At 60.3% G+C, this 17,422-nt stretch carries 19 protein-coding genes and 1 pseudogene; 14 read left to right on the top strand and 6 right to left on the bottom strand.

Going from position 1 to position 17,422, the window contains the following annotated elements; all coding sequences use genetic code 11:
- Positions 1-254 precede the first annotated feature (254 nt).
- The 3 genes from ABIE00_RS14540 to ABIE00_RS14530 all read left to right on the top strand — a co-directional run bounded on the left by ABIE00_RS14540 (position 255) and on the right by ABIE00_RS14530 (position 2,614).
- Positions 255-932, top strand: coding sequence for an Rv1352/Rv1906c domain-containing protein (locus ABIE00_RS14540; protein WP_354261397.1), 678 nt, complete (start codon positions 255-257; stop codon positions 930-932).
- A gap of 56 nt (positions 933-988) precedes the next feature.
- Positions 989-1,675 (top strand): DUF4352 domain-containing protein, encoded by a 687-nt coding sequence (locus ABIE00_RS14535; protein ID WP_354261395.1) that lies wholly within the window; start codon positions 989-991, stop codon positions 1,673-1,675.
- A gap of 216 nt (positions 1,676-1,891) precedes the next feature.
- Positions 1,892-2,614 (top strand): hypothetical protein, encoded by a 723-nt coding sequence (locus tag ABIE00_RS14530; RefSeq protein WP_354261393.1) that lies wholly within the window; start codon positions 1,892-1,894, stop codon positions 2,612-2,614.
- A 508-nt stretch (positions 2,615-3,122) separates the two neighbouring features.
- Here the strand turns inward: ABIE00_RS14530 and ABIE00_RS14525 are convergent.
- Complete coding sequence (locus ABIE00_RS14525; RefSeq protein WP_354261391.1) at positions 3,123-3,620, bottom strand: DUF2199 domain-containing protein; 498 nt, start codon at positions 3,618-3,620, stop codon at positions 3,123-3,125.
- Positions 3,621-3,863: 243 nt separating this feature from the next.
- On the opposite strand from ABIE00_RS14525, the gene ABIE00_RS14520 reads away from it, so the two are divergent.
- The 5 genes and pseudogenes from ABIE00_RS14520 to ABIE00_RS14500 all read left to right on the top strand — a co-directional run bounded on the left by ABIE00_RS14520 (position 3,864) and on the right by ABIE00_RS14500 (position 7,596).
- Positions 3,864-4,163 carry a DUF4193 domain-containing protein gene (locus ABIE00_RS14520; RefSeq protein ID WP_354261389.1) on the top strand — a complete coding sequence of 100 codons (300 nt, stop codon included), beginning with the start codon at positions 3,864-3,866 and terminating at the stop codon, positions 4,161-4,163.
- Positions 4,164-4,230: 67 nt separating this feature from the next.
- Positions 4,231-4,563 carry a hypothetical protein gene (locus ABIE00_RS14515; protein WP_354261387.1) on the top strand — a complete coding sequence of 111 codons (333 nt, stop codon included), beginning with the start codon at positions 4,231-4,233 and terminating at the stop codon, positions 4,561-4,563.
- A gap of 116 nt (positions 4,564-4,679) precedes the next feature.
- Positions 4,680-6,355 (top strand): annotated as a pseudogene (gene istA, locus ABIE00_RS14510) (IS21 family transposase).
- A complete protein-coding gene (istB, locus tag ABIE00_RS14505; RefSeq protein ID WP_354261385.1) occupies positions 6,352-7,170 on the top strand; it encodes an IS21-like element helper ATPase IstB in 819 nt (272 codons plus the stop codon). Before istA ends, istB begins: the two are co-directional and overlap by 4 nt.
- 96 nt (positions 7,171-7,266) lie before the next feature.
- On the top strand, positions 7,267-7,596 hold the full coding sequence (locus tag ABIE00_RS14500) for a nuclear transport factor 2 family protein (RefSeq protein ID WP_305940766.1): 330 nt from the start codon (positions 7,267-7,269) through the stop codon (positions 7,594-7,596).
- 132 nt (positions 7,597-7,728) lie between these two features.
- Here the strand turns inward: ABIE00_RS14500 and ABIE00_RS14495 are convergent, their stop codons facing one another.
- Entirely contained in the window at positions 7,729-8,385 is a 657-nt protein-coding gene (locus ABIE00_RS14495; protein ID WP_354261383.1) for a hypothetical protein, read from the bottom strand.
- Positions 8,386-9,256: 871 nt separating this feature from the next.
- Between ABIE00_RS14495 and ABIE00_RS14490 the strand changes: the two genes are divergently transcribed.
- Positions 9,257-9,913 (top strand): hypothetical protein, encoded by a 657-nt coding sequence (locus ABIE00_RS14490; RefSeq protein WP_354261381.1) that lies wholly within the window; start codon positions 9,257-9,259, stop codon positions 9,911-9,913.
- A 3-nt stretch (positions 9,914-9,916) separates the two neighbouring features.
- Here the strand turns inward: ABIE00_RS14490 and ABIE00_RS14485 are convergent, their stop codons facing one another.
- Positions 9,917-10,507 carry a DUF6804 family protein gene (locus tag ABIE00_RS14485; RefSeq protein WP_354261379.1) on the bottom strand — a complete coding sequence of 197 codons (591 nt, stop codon included), beginning with the start codon at positions 10,505-10,507 and terminating at the stop codon, positions 9,917-9,919.
- 412 nt (positions 10,508-10,919) lie between these two features.
- On the opposite strand from ABIE00_RS14485, the gene ABIE00_RS14480 reads away from it, so the two are divergent.
- On the top strand, positions 10,920-11,165 hold the full coding sequence (locus tag ABIE00_RS14480) for a hypothetical protein (protein ID WP_354261377.1): 246 nt from the start codon (positions 10,920-10,922) through the stop codon (positions 11,163-11,165).
- Positions 11,166-11,433: 268 nt separating this feature from the next.
- On the opposite strand, the gene ABIE00_RS14475 is transcribed toward ABIE00_RS14480, so the two are convergent.
- A complete protein-coding gene (locus ABIE00_RS14475; protein ID WP_354261375.1) occupies positions 11,434-12,069 on the bottom strand; it encodes an SHOCT domain-containing protein in 636 nt (211 codons plus the stop codon).
- A gap of 150 nt (positions 12,070-12,219) precedes the next feature.
- On the opposite strand from ABIE00_RS14475, the gene ABIE00_RS14470 reads away from it, so the two are divergent.
- The 4 genes from ABIE00_RS14470 (at position 12,220) to ABIE00_RS14455 (ending at position 14,543) form a co-directional block, all read left to right on the top strand.
- On the top strand, positions 12,220-12,699 hold the full coding sequence (locus ABIE00_RS14470; RefSeq protein ID WP_354261373.1) for a hypothetical protein: 480 nt from the start codon (positions 12,220-12,222) through the stop codon (positions 12,697-12,699).
- Between the two features lie 17 nt (positions 12,700-12,716).
- Complete coding sequence (locus tag ABIE00_RS14465) at positions 12,717-12,935, top strand: hypothetical protein (protein WP_354261371.1); 219 nt, start codon at positions 12,717-12,719, stop codon at positions 12,933-12,935.
- 42 nt (positions 12,936-12,977) lie between these two features.
- Positions 12,978-13,157, top strand: coding sequence for a hypothetical protein (locus ABIE00_RS14460; RefSeq protein WP_354261369.1), 180 nt, complete (start codon positions 12,978-12,980; stop codon positions 13,155-13,157).
- Between the two features lie 450 nt (positions 13,158-13,607).
- Positions 13,608-14,543 carry a YPYG domain-containing protein gene (locus ABIE00_RS14455; RefSeq protein WP_354261367.1) on the top strand — a complete coding sequence of 312 codons (936 nt, stop codon included), beginning with the start codon at positions 13,608-13,610 and terminating at the stop codon, positions 14,541-14,543.
- A 659-nt stretch (positions 14,544-15,202) separates the two neighbouring features.
- On the opposite strand, the gene ABIE00_RS14450 is transcribed toward ABIE00_RS14455, so the two are convergent.
- Both ABIE00_RS14450 and ABIE00_RS14445 read right to left on the bottom strand, forming a co-directional pair.
- Positions 15,203-15,997, bottom strand: coding sequence for a hypothetical protein (locus ABIE00_RS14450; RefSeq protein ID WP_354261365.1), 795 nt, complete (start codon positions 15,995-15,997; stop codon positions 15,203-15,205).
- Between the two features lie 550 nt (positions 15,998-16,547).
- Entirely contained in the window at positions 16,548-17,351 is an 804-nt protein-coding gene (locus ABIE00_RS14445) for an SDR family NAD(P)-dependent oxidoreductase (protein WP_354261363.1), read from the bottom strand.
- Positions 17,352-17,422: the final 71 nt, after the last annotated feature.

Below are 17,422 nucleotides of genomic sequence, written 5' to 3'. Positions count from 1 at the left end.
TGTGTCCATGCCTGCCCCCCAATCGGTCGTGGTCGTTTGCTCAGCTTAGTGGGCTGGCTGGATTGTGATACCGATCTGTTGATAAGGGGGGGTTATCAGTCCTCGCTGGTCGCTGTGCTAGCTCAGCGCCCTAAATTCATTTCTGCAGCCCAGGAAGGAACCTTTCGAAGCTGTGGCGGCGGCGGGGAACCACGCATTGGGGGATCGGTATCCCGCCGCCAGTCCTAGTTCGATTGAGACCTTGGGGAGAAACCATGAAGACCGAAAACAGCCAGCCAGTGTTGCCCGGCACCGATCACGCCGGAACAGTCCTGGCTCCGGAGACTGAGCCGGCCAGAGCGGGCATATCACCGCGGCGTCCTGGTCGCGGGAAGCAGGTTCTCGGTGTGCTCTTGGCCGGCGTCCTGCTGGCTGGTGGAACTGCATTTGGCACCACGCTTCCCGATCCCAAATCCAGCGACGTGTACCGGGCAGTTTCCGACGCCAAGGCGGGTGCCGAATCCGAGCGGGAATCGCTCCGGACCGATTACGACTCACTCAAATCCGACTACGAGACCCTTCAGGCCGCCATCGCCGACAAGGAAGCGAAGGTCCAGGCCCGGGAGTCCGAAGTCGGGAAGGCAGAGGCTGCCGTGAAATCCGCCGAGGCAGCAGTCAAGAAACGCGAAGAGGCAGTGACAGCTGCCGAAAAGCAGAAGGCTGCCAACTCGGTGTCCGACGGTACATGGACTGTAGGCAAGGACATCGCTGCCGGAACCTACCGGGCCACGGCCGACGTCGGGTCCAGCTGTTACTGGGGCATCTACGAGACCGGCAGCAACGGCGGAAACATCATCGAAAACGACCTCCCGGGCGGCGGCCGCCCATCGGTGGCGCTCTCCGCCGGCCAAGACTTCAAGTCCAGCCGGTGCGGCACCTGGACCAGGCAGTAACGCCGGTTGTCTGGCCTCGCACACCCTCACAATTCATCACACACGAAAGGCACCCCATGACGCACCAGAATTTCGAACCCATCCCGCCGGCTGCGGCAGCACCCACTGCAGCCAAGCGCCCCTTCTACAAGAAGAAGCGCTTCGTGATTCCCACAGGGCTTGTCCTGCTGAGCATCGTTCTTGGCTCCTGCGGCGGCGGAGGCAAGTCAGCCACTGACGCTCCGGCGTCGGCACCCGCTGCCTCCAGTTCGTCGTCGCCGGTCACAGCCGCCCCAATGGAGTCCGCCAAGTCCCAGCCCACAGAGGCGGCAGCGGCAAGCCCTGCGCCCGCAGCAGAGGCGCCCAAGGCACCCGCCGCTCCCACCGTAGGCAAGCCCTTCACCATGGATCTGGGCAACGGGGACGTCGCCAGGATCACGATCATCTCGGCCGTCCGCAAGACATCTGTAAATACACAGTTCTCATCGCCCGCGAAGAACGGGTCGTACCTGCTCCTGGACGTGCTCTGGGAGACGACGTCGGGGGAGACCAGCTCCAACCCGTTCTATTTCTCCGCCAAGGATGCCAACGGCCGCAAGGCCGACCAGAACCTGTTCGTGGATGACCAGCTTGGGTCCGGCAAGATCCTGCCCGGCGACAAGTCCCGCGGCTTCATCGCCTTCGACGTGGCACCCGGACCGGTGACTGTCATGATCTCCGACCCGCTGATGCAGGAGGCTGCGCGGATGCAGATCGCGGGGTAGCAGTAACGCGTCTACGGCTTGCGCATGAAACGGAAGTTGGATTCATATGGCTGTTAGCGGGATGACCGTTTGAATGTGTCACGCTACATACCGAAAATAGAAGGCAAAGGAAGACCCCCGCACGGCAATGGCCGTGCGGGGGTCTTCTTTCTTTTTAGGCCCGACAACCGGCGGGAAGCCTGCATCCATTGCCAACACTTCCAGGAAGGAAGAACCATGAAAGATCAGCTGTCACAGACCTGCGTTCAGTGGGCGCACCAGTATTTCCTCAGGAGCGCAAAACTCAATGGCGGTGCATCCACGGTCACGGCAAGTTGGGTGTGGTCCTTCGGCAAGGTTGCCGGCCAGGTCCAGAACTACCTGGAGTCCGGTCACCTCGTGGCCCATACCCTTCCGACTGCCCTGGTTCAGGAGATCCTGGAGTTGGCGCAGTCTTCGTACGCCCGGTTTCCGGTGGGAGATGCCCGCCGCGTCCTCATTGATACATGGCGCGGGCTTGCCCACGTGTACGGCGCAGTGAGCAGTTCAGAGAACCTGGAGATGGACCGCTTGGAGATGCTGACCGACTGGCTCGTAGCCATCGACGAGTTGCAATACAGCGGCTTCCCGGGTTTGCCCAGGATGGCGGCGGCTTATCGGGCCGAACGCCGCCGCCTGGACCTCACAAAGCTCCGCCACGACGTCCATGATTTCAGGTACGTGGGCGCCCTTCTGGATCTGTTGAAGCTGTACGAACCACGACCCAGTCACACCCGAAGTGCCACAGCGTCGAAATCACGTGGAGTGGACACTAGGAAGCCAGCCGTCCGCCACTCGGGGCACAGTGATGCCGTCCGCCGGCATGTCGGAGTATCGAAACGCTCGATAGAGACGCTGGCGGAGGAGCTCTACGGCAATTGGAGGGACCACTGGCGGAACACATTGCCTGAGCTGGCCTGAGGCCGGATGATTTCCGGCCGCTACTCCTCAGAACTGTGCAACATATCCGGCTTGCCGCAGCCGCCGCGTAATTGCAGAGCCTGCAACGGTCAGCAGCGCACAAACGACGCCTGCGAGGCCACCGATCCAGGACCCAAGGATGAAGCCGACCCCTCGGAGGTCCAGTCCTCGACCCCCTGCCAGGCTGGGGACGTACGGAGGCGGGAATAGTTTGGCAACCACGATGCCAGCAAACGCCGGGTAAAGAAGACAGCCAAGGATGCCGAGGATCAGGTATCGAGGCACTCACGCATTGCACCATCTGGTGTGAGCAATGATTCCCGTAGTCAACAGAAGAACGCCTGGGGTAGCCGCCAGCACCCAGAACGCGACAAGCTCGAAGTCGTTGTAGTCCACAGTTCTTAGTTCTGCCCTTCCGGCGCTGCTTGTTTCCCCTTGTTCATGAGCCCGCCCGCCGGATGTGCTGGCCGCAAACCTGTCGGTCTGCCTGCACTCAGCAGGCCTCATCTCATGGCAGCGAGGCAAGAATCTCGTGGGGCCACTCTTTAGTGAGCACGTCGTTCAGCTCCTCGTTGGGGCTGCTCACGCAATAGGGTGTGTGGTCCGTATTCAACACAGCCAGGTTCACCGGAACAGCGAACAGGCCCCATGGTTCGATCTTGTTGGCCAGATATCCAGTGAGTTTCAGGTCGCTGTACTCGGGGGCGTTCCAGACACGGCAGGCCAGCTGTAAGTCGTCGGGGTGGATGGCGATCCAGACACCGAAGCGGAATTCGTGGCCGCCTTGGAGCTTAACCGGAAGCAGAGCCCGGACGAATGGGCTGATGTTGGGGATCTGCATGAGAGTGGCCTTGTTGGGGTCCGGGTCGCTCAGCCAGCTGTCTTCGGCGCGGTGCTGGTCAGGGCTGTCCAGTAGAGGATCCGGGAGGCGGAACCGGACATCCCTGTCGTGGGCTGCTGTCGCCCGCCCACACATTTCGCACGTGTGCTTGTTCGTAGAGATCATCCGTCCCCCAGTTCTTTGATCTTTGTGCGATTCTACGCGGGCGCAGGGGCGTCGGAGCTTGCATCGGCAACGGTCCGGCACATCCTCATTCCAAAGGCATCTGATGGCCGTCGAGGAAGGGCTCGGGCTCCTCGACCGGAGCGGCTGCATTGAGATGACAGCACCGTTCTTTTAGGGAATTCTTGCTGGATCCTGTACGTTGCAGTCGCCGACAAACCCTCAACAGAGAAGAGATGCACCTTCGTGGCAACCGATTACGATGAACTGCGCACCGACGTCAAGGAATCCCAGGAAAAATCACTGGAGGCCCTGAAGTCTGCCAAAGCCCCGGACGCGAAGTCCGTGGTTCAGGAGCTCGACGAGGCTGACACCCTGGACGGCCTGACCCCTGGTGGCGAGTTTATTGCCGAAGAGCTCGTCGTCCAGGTCATTCCCCAGGCCGACGACGAATTCACCTGTTATTCCTGCTTCCTGGTCCGCCACCGTTCGCAGAAGGCGCGCGAGAAGGACGGCCATGCCTACTGCGTCGAATGTGAGGGCTGAGAGGTTCTGGCCGGCTGTCCCGGAGCGGATCTGAGACAGCATCCGCGAAGAATTCACCCTGCCGCCTGTGTCCGAACTGGAGGCTCACTTCCGATCCTTTGAGGATCCCGAGGCCATGCGCCGTGCAGTCCGGGTGTTCACCGGTGAGGGAACCTTCTGCCCGGGCTTCCAGCTCAAAGACGGGCGCTTTCATGAACCGGTGCTGCGCCTCTTTGACCAGGCGATGGCCCTGAAGATTCCACATAACGTGTTCGCCGCCTGGATGGTCAGCCCACTGCCCGGTCAGGCCGGATCCCATTCCAGGCCCGTGGACATATTGGGCAGCACGCTGCTCCAAAGCTTCCTGGTCGCCTTCGGCGAAGGTACCGGTGGCTGTGACAGATTTGGATGGCCCCGGTAGGACGGATATATCTGGCCCCACTTCATGACTCGCCGGGCACCTTGTGACGGTTATTTGTGGCCCCACCTTCAACGTTGGATTCATCAGTGGATGGATGCGGCGGAAGGTTGGTCTGGATGGAGTCGAGAGTGGAGTTGTTCGCGCGGATCCGAAGGGACGCCCGGGTTGAGGGCCTGTCGGTTCGTGCGTTGGCCGCCTGGTACGGAGTCCACAGAAGAACTGTGAGGCAGGCACTGGATTCAGCTGCCCCTCCGGAGCGCAAACAGAGGCAAGGGGTGTCCTGGAGGCTGGAGCCGTTCAAGGGCGCGATCGACGCGATGCTGATCGAGGATACAACGGCTCCGCGGAAGCAGCGTCATACCGCACGAAGGATTTTGGCCCGGCTCATCGAAGAGCACGGTGCGCAGGAGCTCTCGTATTCCACGGTGCGTGATTACGTAAGGGTCCGTCGGGCCCAGATTGATGTGGAGGCCGGACGCCGCGTTGAGGTGTTTGTTCCTCAGGAACACGCGCCGGGCGCCGAAGCCGAGTGGACTTCGGCGAGGTCTATGTCGTGCTGAACGGGGTGAAGACGAAGTGCCACATGTTCATCTTCCGGCTGTCGCATTCGGGCAGAGCCATTCACCGGATTTACCCGACTCAGGCCCAGGAAGCCTTTCTCGAGGGCCACATCGAGGCCTTCAACGTTCTTGGCGGCATCCCGACTAAACACATCCGATACGACAATCTCACCAGCGCGGTCACCGCTGTGGTGTTCGGGCAAGGCCGGCAGCGCCATGAGAACGACCGGTGGGTGTCGTTCCGTTCGTTCTACGGCTTCGATCCCTTTTATTGCCAGCCTGGCATCGCAGGCGCCCATGAAAAGGGCGGAGTTGAAGGCGAGGTGGGCTGGTTCCGGCGCAACAGACTCTCGCCCATGCCAGTCGTTGGTTCCCTGGATGAGCTCAATGACCGCATCCGGGGATGGGAAGCCCAGGACGATCACCGGCGGATCAATGACAGGATCCGCACCATCGGTCAGGACTTCGAGATTGAACGGCCGTTCTTGGCCTCGTTGCCGGCGGGGGAATTTGATCCAGGTCTGGTGCTAACACCCCGAGTTGATAGGTCTTCGATGGTCACGGTCCGGATGGTGAAGTACTCCGTCCCGGCCCGGCTCATCGGCCGGAGGGTCCGGGTCTCGTTGCGGGCGTCCGAGCTCGTGGTCTTCGACGGCCGCACCGTGGCCGCCAGGCATCAGCGGGTCGCTGCCCGGTCCGGGCAATCGGTCCAGTTGGATCACTATCTCGAAGTACTCAAGACCAAACCCGGCGCCCTTCCCGGCTCCACTGCTTTGGCCAAGGCGCGGGAGTCTGGTGCGTTCACCAGCGCGCATGAGGCCTTCTGGGCTGCCTCTCGCCGGGTCAACGGTGACGCCGAGGGGACCCGTGAACTCATCGACGTCCTGCTGCTGCACCGCTCGATGGACGCAGGAGACATCCATGCAGGCATCACTGCGGCGCTGGGGGTGGGTGCTGTCAGTGCCGACGTCGTCGCGGTCGAAGCCCGCAGACACGCCCCGGCATCTTCATGGGGTGGGGCCAGTTCCGACTGTCATCCCGGTGCTCACGGCGAATTGAAAGTGCAACGGGTTGTCAGTCTCACCCAGCGCCGGCTGATGCACCCCGCCGCCGTCATTGCCGGGCTCCCGCCTGACGCCCGGCCCCTGCCCTCGGTCAGTGCCTATGACGAGCTGCTGGCCAAACGTTCCGAACACCCTGCAGGAACCGCGTCGAAGGAGAACATCTCATGAGCCCCACCGCACCGACGACCACCATCACCCCGACTCTGCGCCGGCGCCGCGGCCTGACCGAACAGGCAGCGGTTGCCGCCGTGGACCAGGCCTGCCGCCGGCTGCGCTTGCCCACCATTCGTGGGGTTCTGGACGAAGCCCTCACCGTCGCCGGGAAGGAACAACTCTCCTACCAGGGATTTCTGGCCGAGCTGTTGCTGGCGGAGTGCGACGACCGGGACCGGCGCTCGTCCATCCGCCGTGTGAAAGCTGCGAGCTTTCCCCGGGATAAGTGGCTCGGGGACTTTGATTTCGATGCAAACCCGAACATCAACCCCGCCACCATCCACACTTTGGCCACCGGGGAATGGATCCGCAAAGGACAACCCCTCTGCCTAATTGGGGACTCCGGAACCGGCAAATCCCACCTGCTCATCGGACTCGGTACTGCCGCCGCGGAGAAGGGTTATCGGGTTAAGTACACCCTCGCTACCCGGCTCGTAAACGAACTCGTCGAAGCCGCCGATGAAAAGGTCCTGGCCAAGACCATCGCCCGCTACGGCCGCGTGGACCTGCTTTGCATCGACGAGCTTGGCTACATGGAACTGGACCGCCGGGGCGCCGAACTCCTGTTCCAGGTCCTGACCGAACGAGAGGAGAAGAATTCCATCGCAATCGCATCGAACGAGTCATTCTCCGGCTGGACCAAAACTTTCAGCGACCCACGCCTGTGCGCCGCGATCGTGGACCGGCTGACCTTCAATGGCACGATCATCGAAACCGGCACGGACTCCTACCGGCTCGCCCACACCATCGCCCAACAGAGCGCGAGCTAATCGGTCGATCATGGGTACGACCGTCCTGGGGAAAGTATGGGCACTCGACACTGCGGCAGATGTTCAGCGTTTAGCAATAACTGACAGACTGGACCAATGACCGATCACGAAGTGTTGAGTGCTGCACTAAAGCGCGCAGATGCCCTGGCGCGACGTGACGGAGAAACGTTAAGTCGGCTTTTGCACCCCAAGTTTTGCTGGACATCCCATAAAGGAGACCAGTTCAATCGGGAGACGTACCTTCGGTCCAACATAGAAGGCCAGAACACGTGGCACGCCCAAACCCTTGAGCAGGCGGATATCACGGTGATCGGGGACATGGCAGTTCTTACGTGCCTCGTCACCGACGACGTAACAACGATGGGCAGCCAAAAACCAATAGTGCATGTCGGGGTTGGTGCACTGGGTCTCACTGGACAACTGTAGCGGCCCCACCTACGTGCTCTGGAGCTTGGCCGACCGGCTGCTCGTGCGCCGAACCGCCATGGACACAGCCGGAAACCAACGAACCCCCGAAAACGCTCACTGACGGCCTACGACCACTGAACCGAATAGGACTTAATTATCCAGAGGAGATGCAGATTGATGCAGCCGAGCAGTGGGCGGTAGCCGAGGAAAGGGCGGTATTGATATCTTTGCGGCGTGGGTGGCGGTGGCGCGCTCGACGGCGTTGCGAACCTGCTCGGTCGGGCAAGGAAAGCCGTTGAGGTCATCCCTTAGGGACGCCTCGAATGGGATCGCCTGCTGGAGTAGGCCACGGACCCTCTGGATGCTCGACAGGGCACCTTGGAGCATGGAGAAGTCGCTCGACTCGTCAACCAGAGAGAGGTTCGCCAGATTGAATTGGTAAACGCAGATGAGAGCGTAAAGGTAATTATCGACTAGCCGAAATTCCAAGGTGGCCTCGGGATGCGTTATCCACTGCCGCTGGTAGTCGAGGAGTTCCTCCTCGGCGGGAGCCCAACTTCGGAACGCCGTGGCGCAGATGTGGAAGGGCAACAGACCGTTCGGCTCGACCTGACGCGAGTCCAGGAGGCTAAGCGAACTATCGTTCGTGATCCGGTATCTATCAAGTTCCGAAGGGATTGCCGGATTAGCTATTTCAGGGGGCGCGTCCGCGACGGCACTTCGCAAGCGTGAGTTGAAGTCTGTGCCCCAGGGGATCACTATTGTTCGCCTAGATCGGTCCTGGAAAAGAAAGCTCGACGCGGTCATGACGTTAGCTTACGGGTTCGGCTCAATTCCGGTAGTTCGTGGTCCGGAGAATGGAAGCGGCGTTGTTGACGCGAGGAGATCTAGGACTGATTTTAGTAACGCTTTGCCCACTTGCTGCGGACTGCGCCGCCCAGAGAAGGCACGCCTCCGGTACACCCTTCGACCGATTCATGCGTCGAATCGATCACCAATAGCGCTGCATTTGATACACCTTGGAAATACCGATCCGCGCCCGATATCGGTCTGGTTCTTACGCCCTCGCCGCCTGATCAGGCCCCGGCCTGCGCTTCCAAGTCAATGAGCTGCCGACGAGGTCCGGCTCCACCGATAAGCCGGCGCACCTCGTCCCTGGTGGCGCGGGCTTGGGCCACTGCCCTACCGCATGCCTATGACGCAAGTATGGGTTCATGAAGAAGAGGGCTGGCTTCTTGTCGCCGGACATGCAGGTCCGCTTCTCTAACCAACACGTGTCGGGGATCCGCTACCTGCATCTCCTATGGCTCAGTGACTCCGCTGGCTCGTCCAGGAACAGAGCTTGAGGACTTTTGGTGGGGCCAGACATAACCGTCCTGCCGGGGCCAAAAAGGATTGACATAGTCATACCGGCCCGTCGAAAAGCACCGGTCATTGTTTTTGTGCCGGTGAACACCCTTGAGGCGCTTACTCTCTGTGATCGCAACGATAATTGGCAGCATTTTCGCAGGGCTACATGTCATCTCTGGTACCCGTAAGCCGAACGTACACGGGCACACTGCAGGGGTCGTTTCTTCTGCAGAATTGGTTCAGGGCCTCGCCGATAGCCGCAAACAGCCTGTAACCTCCGGTGAAGGGGCGGAACCAATCACCAGAGTCAATGATCCAAGGGGGAATCGTGTCAGGTCTCACTGCTTATGAGACATCCATGGTGCACTACTTCGCACAGGTTTTGTCATCAAAGTCGGATATGCCTTTGGATGATGCGACCGAGGCGGTCCGTGACTGCATCCTTGATGAGCTGCAGACGTCATCATCTCGAGGATTGCACCTGATTAACGTGCCGATGGGAAAGATGATGCTCGGTTTAGAGAAGCCTCCTAACGAGCACATCGCCCGTTACGTTGCTTCCATCAGGTCGACTGAAGCATCCAGGTGGGCGCGCGAAGGAGTGCGGGAAAAGGACATCGTGGATTGGTGGGACATGGGAGGCGTCATGCACGGTGCTTACGTTGCTTTCGACAATCTGTTCAACGGTGCGCAGTTCCTTGAAGCGATGCGTCATGAGCGAGGCAGCGAAACGGTCAAGGAGCAAGCCGATTACGCCAACTACTGGTTACGAAAGCACTTCGCCCTGTATGGCCTTGGCAATGATTCGACGGATGAAACTCGACCTCCCGAGGATAGGAGGCTCCCCAACGAGTTGCGGGCTCGCGTCGAGACCTGGACACTAAAGGCCCGTAAGGAGCATCCGGCGCAGTTGGCTGAAGCAATTCAGAATCACGCCACGTACAACTCTTTGTGCAGATATCTCGTGAGAGAACGCTATCTCTGACGGTTAGAGATGCGGCGAGTGTTCTTTCGCGTTTTGGCGGACGATAGCGAAGGCTGCCAGGGCAAGGACGGCTGCGCCGCCTAGGTCATACGGAATCCAAGCGGATCTGCTCATGGTGATCTGACCAAACGGATTCCAAACGACTGCTACTGGAATGAGCGCGACGAGCCATATAGAAGCGTTGTTCTTGACCGTCAATACGCAAAGGTAAATCGATACAGCTGTAACGATGACACGGAGCCAGGAATAGTACCCGATGCTCAGATCGAATATTGCCATCACGAGCATGATTGCTCCGATTAACCCAGGCACGAGAGCCGGCCGCTGACGGCGCTCCTGGTAAGCCCGGCGACCTACCTCCATCCGGTTAGATCTATCCAACGAAACCATTCCCTGCGGCATCCTTGGGAGGGATATCACAGATTCCATGGTTTGCATTCGCGCTATAAGGCGATGCGCAATGACGGACGGCGCGAGGCCAAGCGACCCAAGGACGAATGAGGACTTGGGACTGTCCCGTGAAACGTCCGCTGCCGACACGGCGTAATTGCCGCCATCGACATAGACCCAATACATGTAGGAATCGGTGCTCAAGACAAGGATCGGAGTTGGGGACGCCCGTAATCTCGGTCATGGCAATTCCGCCTGCAGGCTCCGGGCGGCTCCTCAAGACTTCCAGGTGAACCTCCTGCAAAAGCTCACGGTGAGCATGAGACGCATTCATGAATTTCCCCCGGGCCTGGCTTCGGACTTGACTTACTCCCAGCCCTAGTATGCGGCCTCCCGCTTCCAAGCGGTATAACATCCGGTTGGCTCCACTACTCGCCCCGCGCTGGCTGATCGTCGTTCTCGTCCTCAGCAAACGATCGCTTTTGCGAACGGCCAGACGCCACCCCTTGCATGGCCCGGTATGCTCGTGCTGATTCGATCATCTGAGGGGGAGCGTATGGCAGGTAGGGACCGGTTCGATACGAGGATTGAGCTTGAGGAACCCAAGAGCCGTTCAGTGACACCGGCCAAGCATCATGCGTTTTACGCAGCAGGATTGATTGCCATCTTGATAGTGGTCAACATCCTTTTCACGATTTCATCCGCCGAGACCAAGGAAACTTGGGTCTGCTTGGGCTCGCCCTTCGAATGCCTAACTACTGAGGTCTCCGGTCTGGGCTCGATTTGCGGATTCGCTGGAGTGGTTCTCGTGCTGTTCGGTCTTGCTTGGGTCTTCGCCTGGGTAACAACCAAGCCCCGCTGATTCCGGGTGTGCTGAACCGCGAGCTATGCCTGGGGTGGGTGGGGTGACCGCCAAGTCATGTGAGCCTCTACCCGGTGGTCATAGCGCCTCCAGTCGCCAACGGATTGACGACTTCGGAAACTGACACATCCTCCGCGCACGGAAACCGCCGTAATGCAACCGAACGCCTCGGTGCGGCACGACGGGTTCGAGCGGACGAGATAGAGCTAACTGTCTTCAGACGTCATCAGTAGAACGGCCGCCCCGTCCTCGAACTAACTCTTGGGGGTCAAAGCCGCTCCAGCAGCTCAGCCTTCTTCGCGCTGAACTCATCGTCGGTGAGAATGCCCGCCTCACGCAGTGCGGCGAGCTTGGAGATCATCTCCGTGACGTCGGGTGTGGTGACCGGCGCTTGGTCCGCCGGCGGAGTCTTGGTTGGAGTGGGGAGTCGATCCTTGATGATTCCCGAAACGAGCGAAAACGCTTGTTCCGTTGCTGTGGGCTTCTCCATCGGAGCTGGAACAACCTGACCCAGCGGTGGTTCAGTGGGGAGCGCACGCTGATTCTCAAGCACGAGTTCTAAGTGCTTGAACATTCCGTTAGGCAACTTGATCAGTGACCGCTTACCATCGGCCCAATCGACGCGCACGACGTGAGAGGACCCCATGGCATCGAACGTCGCGCCGATCGCCACTGAGGCTGCCTTTCCGATCTGCCCTGGAAGGACAGCTCCGGCTACTGCCTTGCTTACGGCGCCTACCGGGTTTCCCTTCCCGTCGGTGACAACTTCGTCCCATTCGGCGACGTTTTGAGGGGTCAACTTTCGAAACTTGAGCCCGGCCTGCACAACGAGTGTGCTGCCCACCGGGGTCGACACAGTCGCACCTTTGTAATCTCCGCCGACAACACGCCCGTAACCCACCATGGCCACAGTCTAACTGCGACTGGAGGCAGATCATGACGCGTTCGATTCACGAGCGTGCGCGGGCGCTGATTGGCCCGGTACTGCCTGAAGGTCACGCTTATAAAGTTAGGTATAACGGTGATAACGTTGGTTATATAACGAGGTGTGGACATGACAATCACCAGCCCCGAGAGCGCCATTGCCAATGCCCGTCGTGCTCGTGCTCGCCGCGAGCTAGGCGCTCTGGACTACATCAGGAACGTCCGGGCCGCCGTCGAAGCGGCGGACCAGCGCGTTGTCGCCCGTGCCCTTGGCGTCAGTCAGCCGGCCATTAGCCGGCTGCTTTCGCAGGCCGACGCCAGGGGAGTGAAGCCCGTTCCCGAGGGTTTCAGCGGTGCCAGCCCCTACGAGATCGCAGAGCGCTACGCGGCCGACGACATCGACCGTGACACAGTGATCCGCGAGCTGTCCGCATGGCCCTACGTGACAAACGAGGGAGCTGCCGCAGCGGCTGCCGAGTGGGAGTCCACGCCGTACCTGGACACCGCGGGATCATTCGCGGAAGTCGGCAGGGCATTCGATGAGGGACTTATCGACGGCGACGCCTACGACCAGATTCTGGACGCCTCAGACGAGGCCCCCGAAGCCTGATTACTGCGCTGTAAAGCGTGACTACCGAAGACCAGACAGCAGCCCACGGCGCCACCTTGGAGCTCATGGGCGCAGGCGGGGGACCGCTGACCGCCCAGAGCAAGACCGCTACCGCCCAGAACCCCGAGCGGTTCAACGTCCGACGCGGTGAACCGCGACAGGAGCGCCGCGCGTCGTGCCCTATGGATCGAACGTGCGGTCGCCCCTTTGACCTCTTCCGCGGGATTGACATGTAATGATTCGCCCCGTGGTTCGGCCCTGAGTGCATCACTGGCGGAATGTCCAGTTCCAAACCGCAGACCAGTGAGAAGCTGCTGTTCGGAATTGGGAAGCACAACAGGATCCTCTGCTACGCCAACACTCTCGTGGTGAGCGGCAGCAGGAGCCGGAATGCTGTCTGCTCTTGGGGAAAGCGACTTGGGCTGGACACGGGCATTGGCGCGGCCTCGGTCTTCTAGGGCGCGCGCCGTTTCCTTGCGCGTAGTGCCCAAAAATTATGTAAATCCTGTGTCAATACTCACCGAAACCCTGTGGCTGCCGGGGCATCCTAGATAAGGCGGAACACCGTACACGGGCTTGTGGGGGAACTGAACGACATTCAGGCATGCCAGCGTTGGAGCCAATCCCTTCGCGCCGCGCACACGGAACGCCGACGAACAGCAATCGGCAACCTCCCGCACCCACCACGCACGCACGGACGCCAAGCTTCAAGGCACCGTTTTGAAAGGAATCCAATGAGCTCAGCCGACCACTACCGCGTGCCGCAGCAGCCGCAGCAGGGCCCCTACGGGCAGGTACCGCCGTATCCCACAACGCCGGTGGCCGCACACCCTTACCCCGGCGCCCCTAGCCACTATCCTGGAGCCCCGACACCATATCCCGGTGGCAGGGGTTTGGATGGGCGCGGCGTGAGCAACAAGTCTTTCCTTGTGACCTGGCTGCTTTCCCTGCTCGGCGGCGTACTCGGCGTCGACCGCTTCTACCTGGGAAAGGTCGGTACCGGCCTGCTCAAGCTCTTCACCTTGGGAGGCATGGGTATCTGGGCTCTCGTTGACCTTATTCTCGTTCTGACGAACAAACAGCGCGACAAGCAAGGCCTCGCACTGGAGGGCTACGACAAGCACAGGAAGGTCGCCCTCATTGTGACCGGCGTGGTCATTCTCCTGGGCGTCATCTTCAACCCCACCCGGAGTGCATCAGCTCCGCTCCCTGCATCTGGGGCTCCTGCAGACCAAGCTCCAGCCGCGCCAGCTCCCGCTTCGACGCCTAACTCTGCGCAGCCGGCCCCGGCTGTGCAGAAGGCTGTAGGGCTAACGCTCCCGGACTATAAGGGGAAAACGCTTGATGTTGCCGTCGACGAGCTCACTGAAGCCGGCGTCATATATGAGGCCAATGATGCTGTGAATGGCAAGGTTGTGATCTTGCCCAAGAACTGGACCATCGATTCCTACACTCCCGCCGCTGGTACCGAGGTTAGGGCTGGAGACAAGGTCACCTTCCAAGTCCACAAACCACAAAAGGTGTCCACGCCTGCTGCCGCGCCGGCTACCTCGACACCGGCTGCCGACCCGACCTCGGAGGCCGAAGAAGCGACATCAACAGGACTTCAGGCTGTCTCCGCACAAGTAGCATGCGACATGTATGGGAAAAACGAGTTCCGCTATGGCTACAAGCCGCACTGGATCGTGGGGAGACTCGCCACCCGGATAGAAAACGACAAGTGGTTCCTCAAAGTAGAGGCCGACGTGACGAACGCGTACAACGCAGAAGCTGCGGTCAACATTGAGTGCGTTGTCGGCGGAACGGATGATCTGCCTGTCGTGGAGTCCTTTATCTCCTACTGACAGATGCCGGGCCCTGTGTCTCGTCGGGGCATCACCGCACCCAGGACTATCTGCTTCCTCTCGTGTACACGCATCGGATCAAAGAAGCTTGAATGCGCCTTCACGGCAATCGGCACAGCAGTACTCGTTCTCAGCACGGCGGCGTGCTCCGGCGCAAGAAGCCTTTCATCGAAGACATCTGAGCCACCACCCATACTAGAAACCTCAAATGAGCATGTTGGAACAAGGGCGCGAGGCCGACAGCGTGGAGGCCGTCACCAGCGAGGTGGGCTACGGCGTCAAGTTTCAGCTTCCCCGCGTGTGAGTACTATGCGACCCTCGACTTCGACACCGTCGGCGGCATCCCCTACAAGCTCAGATGACGCTCCGCTACCCAAAAACGCTTGTAGGGGATCCCGGGCCAGGTCCAGTCCGCGTAATCCAGGATGTCCAAAGGCGTCTTCACCGAGTTTGGGCCCGTGCACAAATATGGGGCCACACTACCGGCGGTCTTTCCGCGCAGACTAACGGCCCAGGCGCTGATGTCCCAAGGGGTGGGGGGTTCCTTTGTCCCGCTTTCGAAACCATCGCCGGGCATAAGTGCGGGGCGCCTTGACTACCAGAGCCATCGCTCACGGCTGCCAGTTACGCTCGATGCTGCGCAATAGGCCCTACCAGGACTACCGGAAATTGGCTTCAAGAACTACGTGGCGGTGGCGGCCCTCGTTGTTCAATGCCCAGCATGTCATGTCAGGTGAGCCTTCGTTCCGCTCAACGTAACTGGCTTCGTAGCATTCGTGGTCGGCAGTCACTTGGCTGCGTGCACCCAGGGGGCGGCCCGTGTCCAACACTGTTTGGAGGATGGACTTCGCTTCTTCGCAGGTGATGCCCACAAGATTCTGGTACGTGAATCGGACGCCAACGCAGCTGATGGTCAGCTCACCTGGGGCAGGAGGTGGGGATGCGGTCAGTGATTGGATGATAGGGAGGATTTCGTTGCGGAACCGGGGACTGGCAGCGAATTGCTCTGCTTCAGCTTTCAGATCGACTTGGGTGTTGGGCCCCAGCTCGCGCCCGCCCGAGAAGGACAGCAGGTAGTCGTTACCCCAGCGAAGATCGAAGAGCGTCGTATCCGCTCCCGTTCCTGCGGCCATGCCGTAATGCAAGCCGCCATTGGCGTCCAGGTCCTGACCCGGGGAAGCCGCGACAACTGCCTGGGAGGGCATACCGAGTCCATCCACCACGCCAGGGATTGGGCCTTGTGGCAATATCGTGGTGAGCGGCGCAGTCCCCAAAGGGGCCTCCCAGCTGCGCACATGCAGCCCGAGTACGGCCTGGCCCTCGGAGTCGGTGAGTGTCCAAGCCTTGCGGATAGTGTCTCTGTATCCCTCGTCCAATGTGGGTGTAACAGTCCATCCGGTTGGATAGCGGAAGCTCAGCATGCCATCCGGGGTGGTGAACATTTCGTTCAGCACGGCATTATTTTGGCGCAAGGGGATGGTGGTAGGGGTCGCGGCCAGGCTGGTCGTGGGCTTGGCGGGGCGGCCAGAAGCAGCCTTCGTGGCGGGACTGGATGCAGGCTGTGCGGCAGTTGGAACAGCTGACGCGGGATCTACGTTCACAGTCGCGGTGGATTCGGCGTTGGAGCTGCCGTCTGAGCAGCCTGTCGTCAGCAACAAACCCGCCATCGCCAGAGACGTCAAAAGGCTGCCACGAGACCTCACCATGGTCACAGTGTCACACATTAGAGCGCAAGAGTCTTGGGGGTGGAAGTGGCTCATTTGAGGCAGGTCATGGAGTGTCTTGGGCGGTGGTGCCTGTCGTGGTGTTGATTGTGCCTGCGCGATGGCTTCCCCCATGGACTCATCCATCGCCCAGCGCCGCCGGTGCAGCTACGGCCCATATCCGGGCTGATCGCGACCACTTTTGGCCATCTCCGTATTTAGGGTGGTAGTTGACGTCGGGGCTGGCAGGGGCCCGGTAGTCGGCGACTTCCAGGTTTTGGCGGAGTACGTCGTCCGCCGGTCAAAGCATTGCGGTCAGCACTCCGCCGTCAGCGCGCACGGCAGCTCCGTTCGTCGCAGAGGAAAGCGGGCTCGATAGATAAACGGTGAGGTTGGCGATTTCTTCAGGCTCGATGAAACGCTCGAGGAGAGAGGTCTGGTTCCCGCCAATGATCGCGGCTTTCAGATCTTCCGTCGAGAGTCGTTGTGCCTCGGCGATGTCGCTGATGGTACTGGCCACGCCGTCTGAGTAGGTCGGTCCGCCCAGGATTGTGTTGACGGTTACGCCGGTTCCGCGCGTGAGCTTGGCGAGGCCGTTACTCAAAGCGAGCATCCCTGCCTTGGTCACGCCGTAGTGCGTCATGTCAGCGGGTATGTTTACCCCGGATTCGCTCCCTACGAAGATGACCCGGCCCCATCCTGCATCGAGCATCCCGGGCAGCAGCTTACGCGACAGGCGGACTCCGCTCATCACGTTGACGTCAAAATAGCGCGCCCAGTCCTCGTCGGGTATTTCACCGAAAGGCTTGAGCTCGAAGAGGCCGACGTTGTTGACGAGGATGTCGACGCCGCCGAGCGCATCGAGCAAGCGCTGCACCTGGCCGGCGTCCGCGAAGTCCGTCGCAATACCCGTCACGCTCCCGCCAGGCACCTCGGCTTCGAGATCCTTCACCGACTGCTTGACCCGGCTGTCCTCACGGCCATTGATAACCACCGCGACACCCTCCCGGAGAAGAGCCTTCGCGATCGAATACCCGATCCCCTGCGTTGAGCCGCTGATGAAGGCGCGTTTGTTTGTCAGCTGCAAATCCATCGTCGTTTCCACCTTTTAGTTCTACTTGCTCAGTCAAGTAAAACTGACCATATTTTGCTTGCTCAGTCAAGCAACCTAGTAGT

It is taken from the genome of Arthrobacter sp. OAP107 (genome assembly GCF_040546765.1).
In the GTDB taxonomy this organism is placed as follows: domain Bacteria; phylum Actinomycetota; class Actinomycetes; order Actinomycetales; family Micrococcaceae; genus Arthrobacter.
This window is presented reverse-complemented; position numbering and strand designations above follow the sequence as displayed.

What these genes read in the sequence shown, in the direction of transcription:
- ABIE00_RS14540 (WP_354261397.1), top strand. Translation starts at nt 255, where the DNA reads ATGAAGACCGAAAACAGCCAGCCAGTGTTGCCCGGCACCGATCACGCC.
- ABIE00_RS14535 (WP_354261395.1), top strand. Translation starts at nt 989, where the DNA reads ATGACGCACCAGAATTTCGAACCCATCCCGCCGGCTGCGGCAGCACCC.
- ABIE00_RS14530 (WP_354261393.1), top strand. Translation starts at nt 1,892, where the DNA reads ATGAAAGATCAGCTGTCACAGACCTGCGTTCAGTGGGCGCACCAGTAT.
- ABIE00_RS14525 (WP_354261391.1), bottom strand. Translation starts at nt 3,620, where the DNA reads ATGATCTCTACGAACAAGCACACGTGCGAAATGTGTGGGCGGGCGACA.
- istB (WP_354261385.1), top strand. Translation starts at nt 6,352, where the DNA reads ATGAGCCCCACCGCACCGACGACCACCATCACCCCGACTCTGCGCCGG.
- ABIE00_RS14500 (WP_305940766.1), top strand. Translation starts at nt 7,267, where the DNA reads ATGACCGATCACGAAGTGTTGAGTGCTGCACTAAAGCGCGCAGATGCC.
- ABIE00_RS14495 (WP_354261383.1), bottom strand. Translation starts at nt 8,385, where the DNA reads ATGACCGCGTCGAGCTTTCTTTTCCAGGACCGATCTAGGCGAACAATA.
- ABIE00_RS14475 (WP_354261375.1), bottom strand. Translation starts at nt 12,069, where the DNA reads ATGGTGGGTTACGGGCGTGTTGTCGGCGGAGATTACAAAGGTGCGACT.
- ABIE00_RS14470 (WP_354261373.1), top strand. Translation starts at nt 12,220, where the DNA reads ATGACAATCACCAGCCCCGAGAGCGCCATTGCCAATGCCCGTCGTGCT.
- ABIE00_RS14460 (WP_354261369.1), top strand. Translation starts at nt 12,978, where the DNA reads ATGTCCAGTTCCAAACCGCAGACCAGTGAGAAGCTGCTGTTCGGAATT.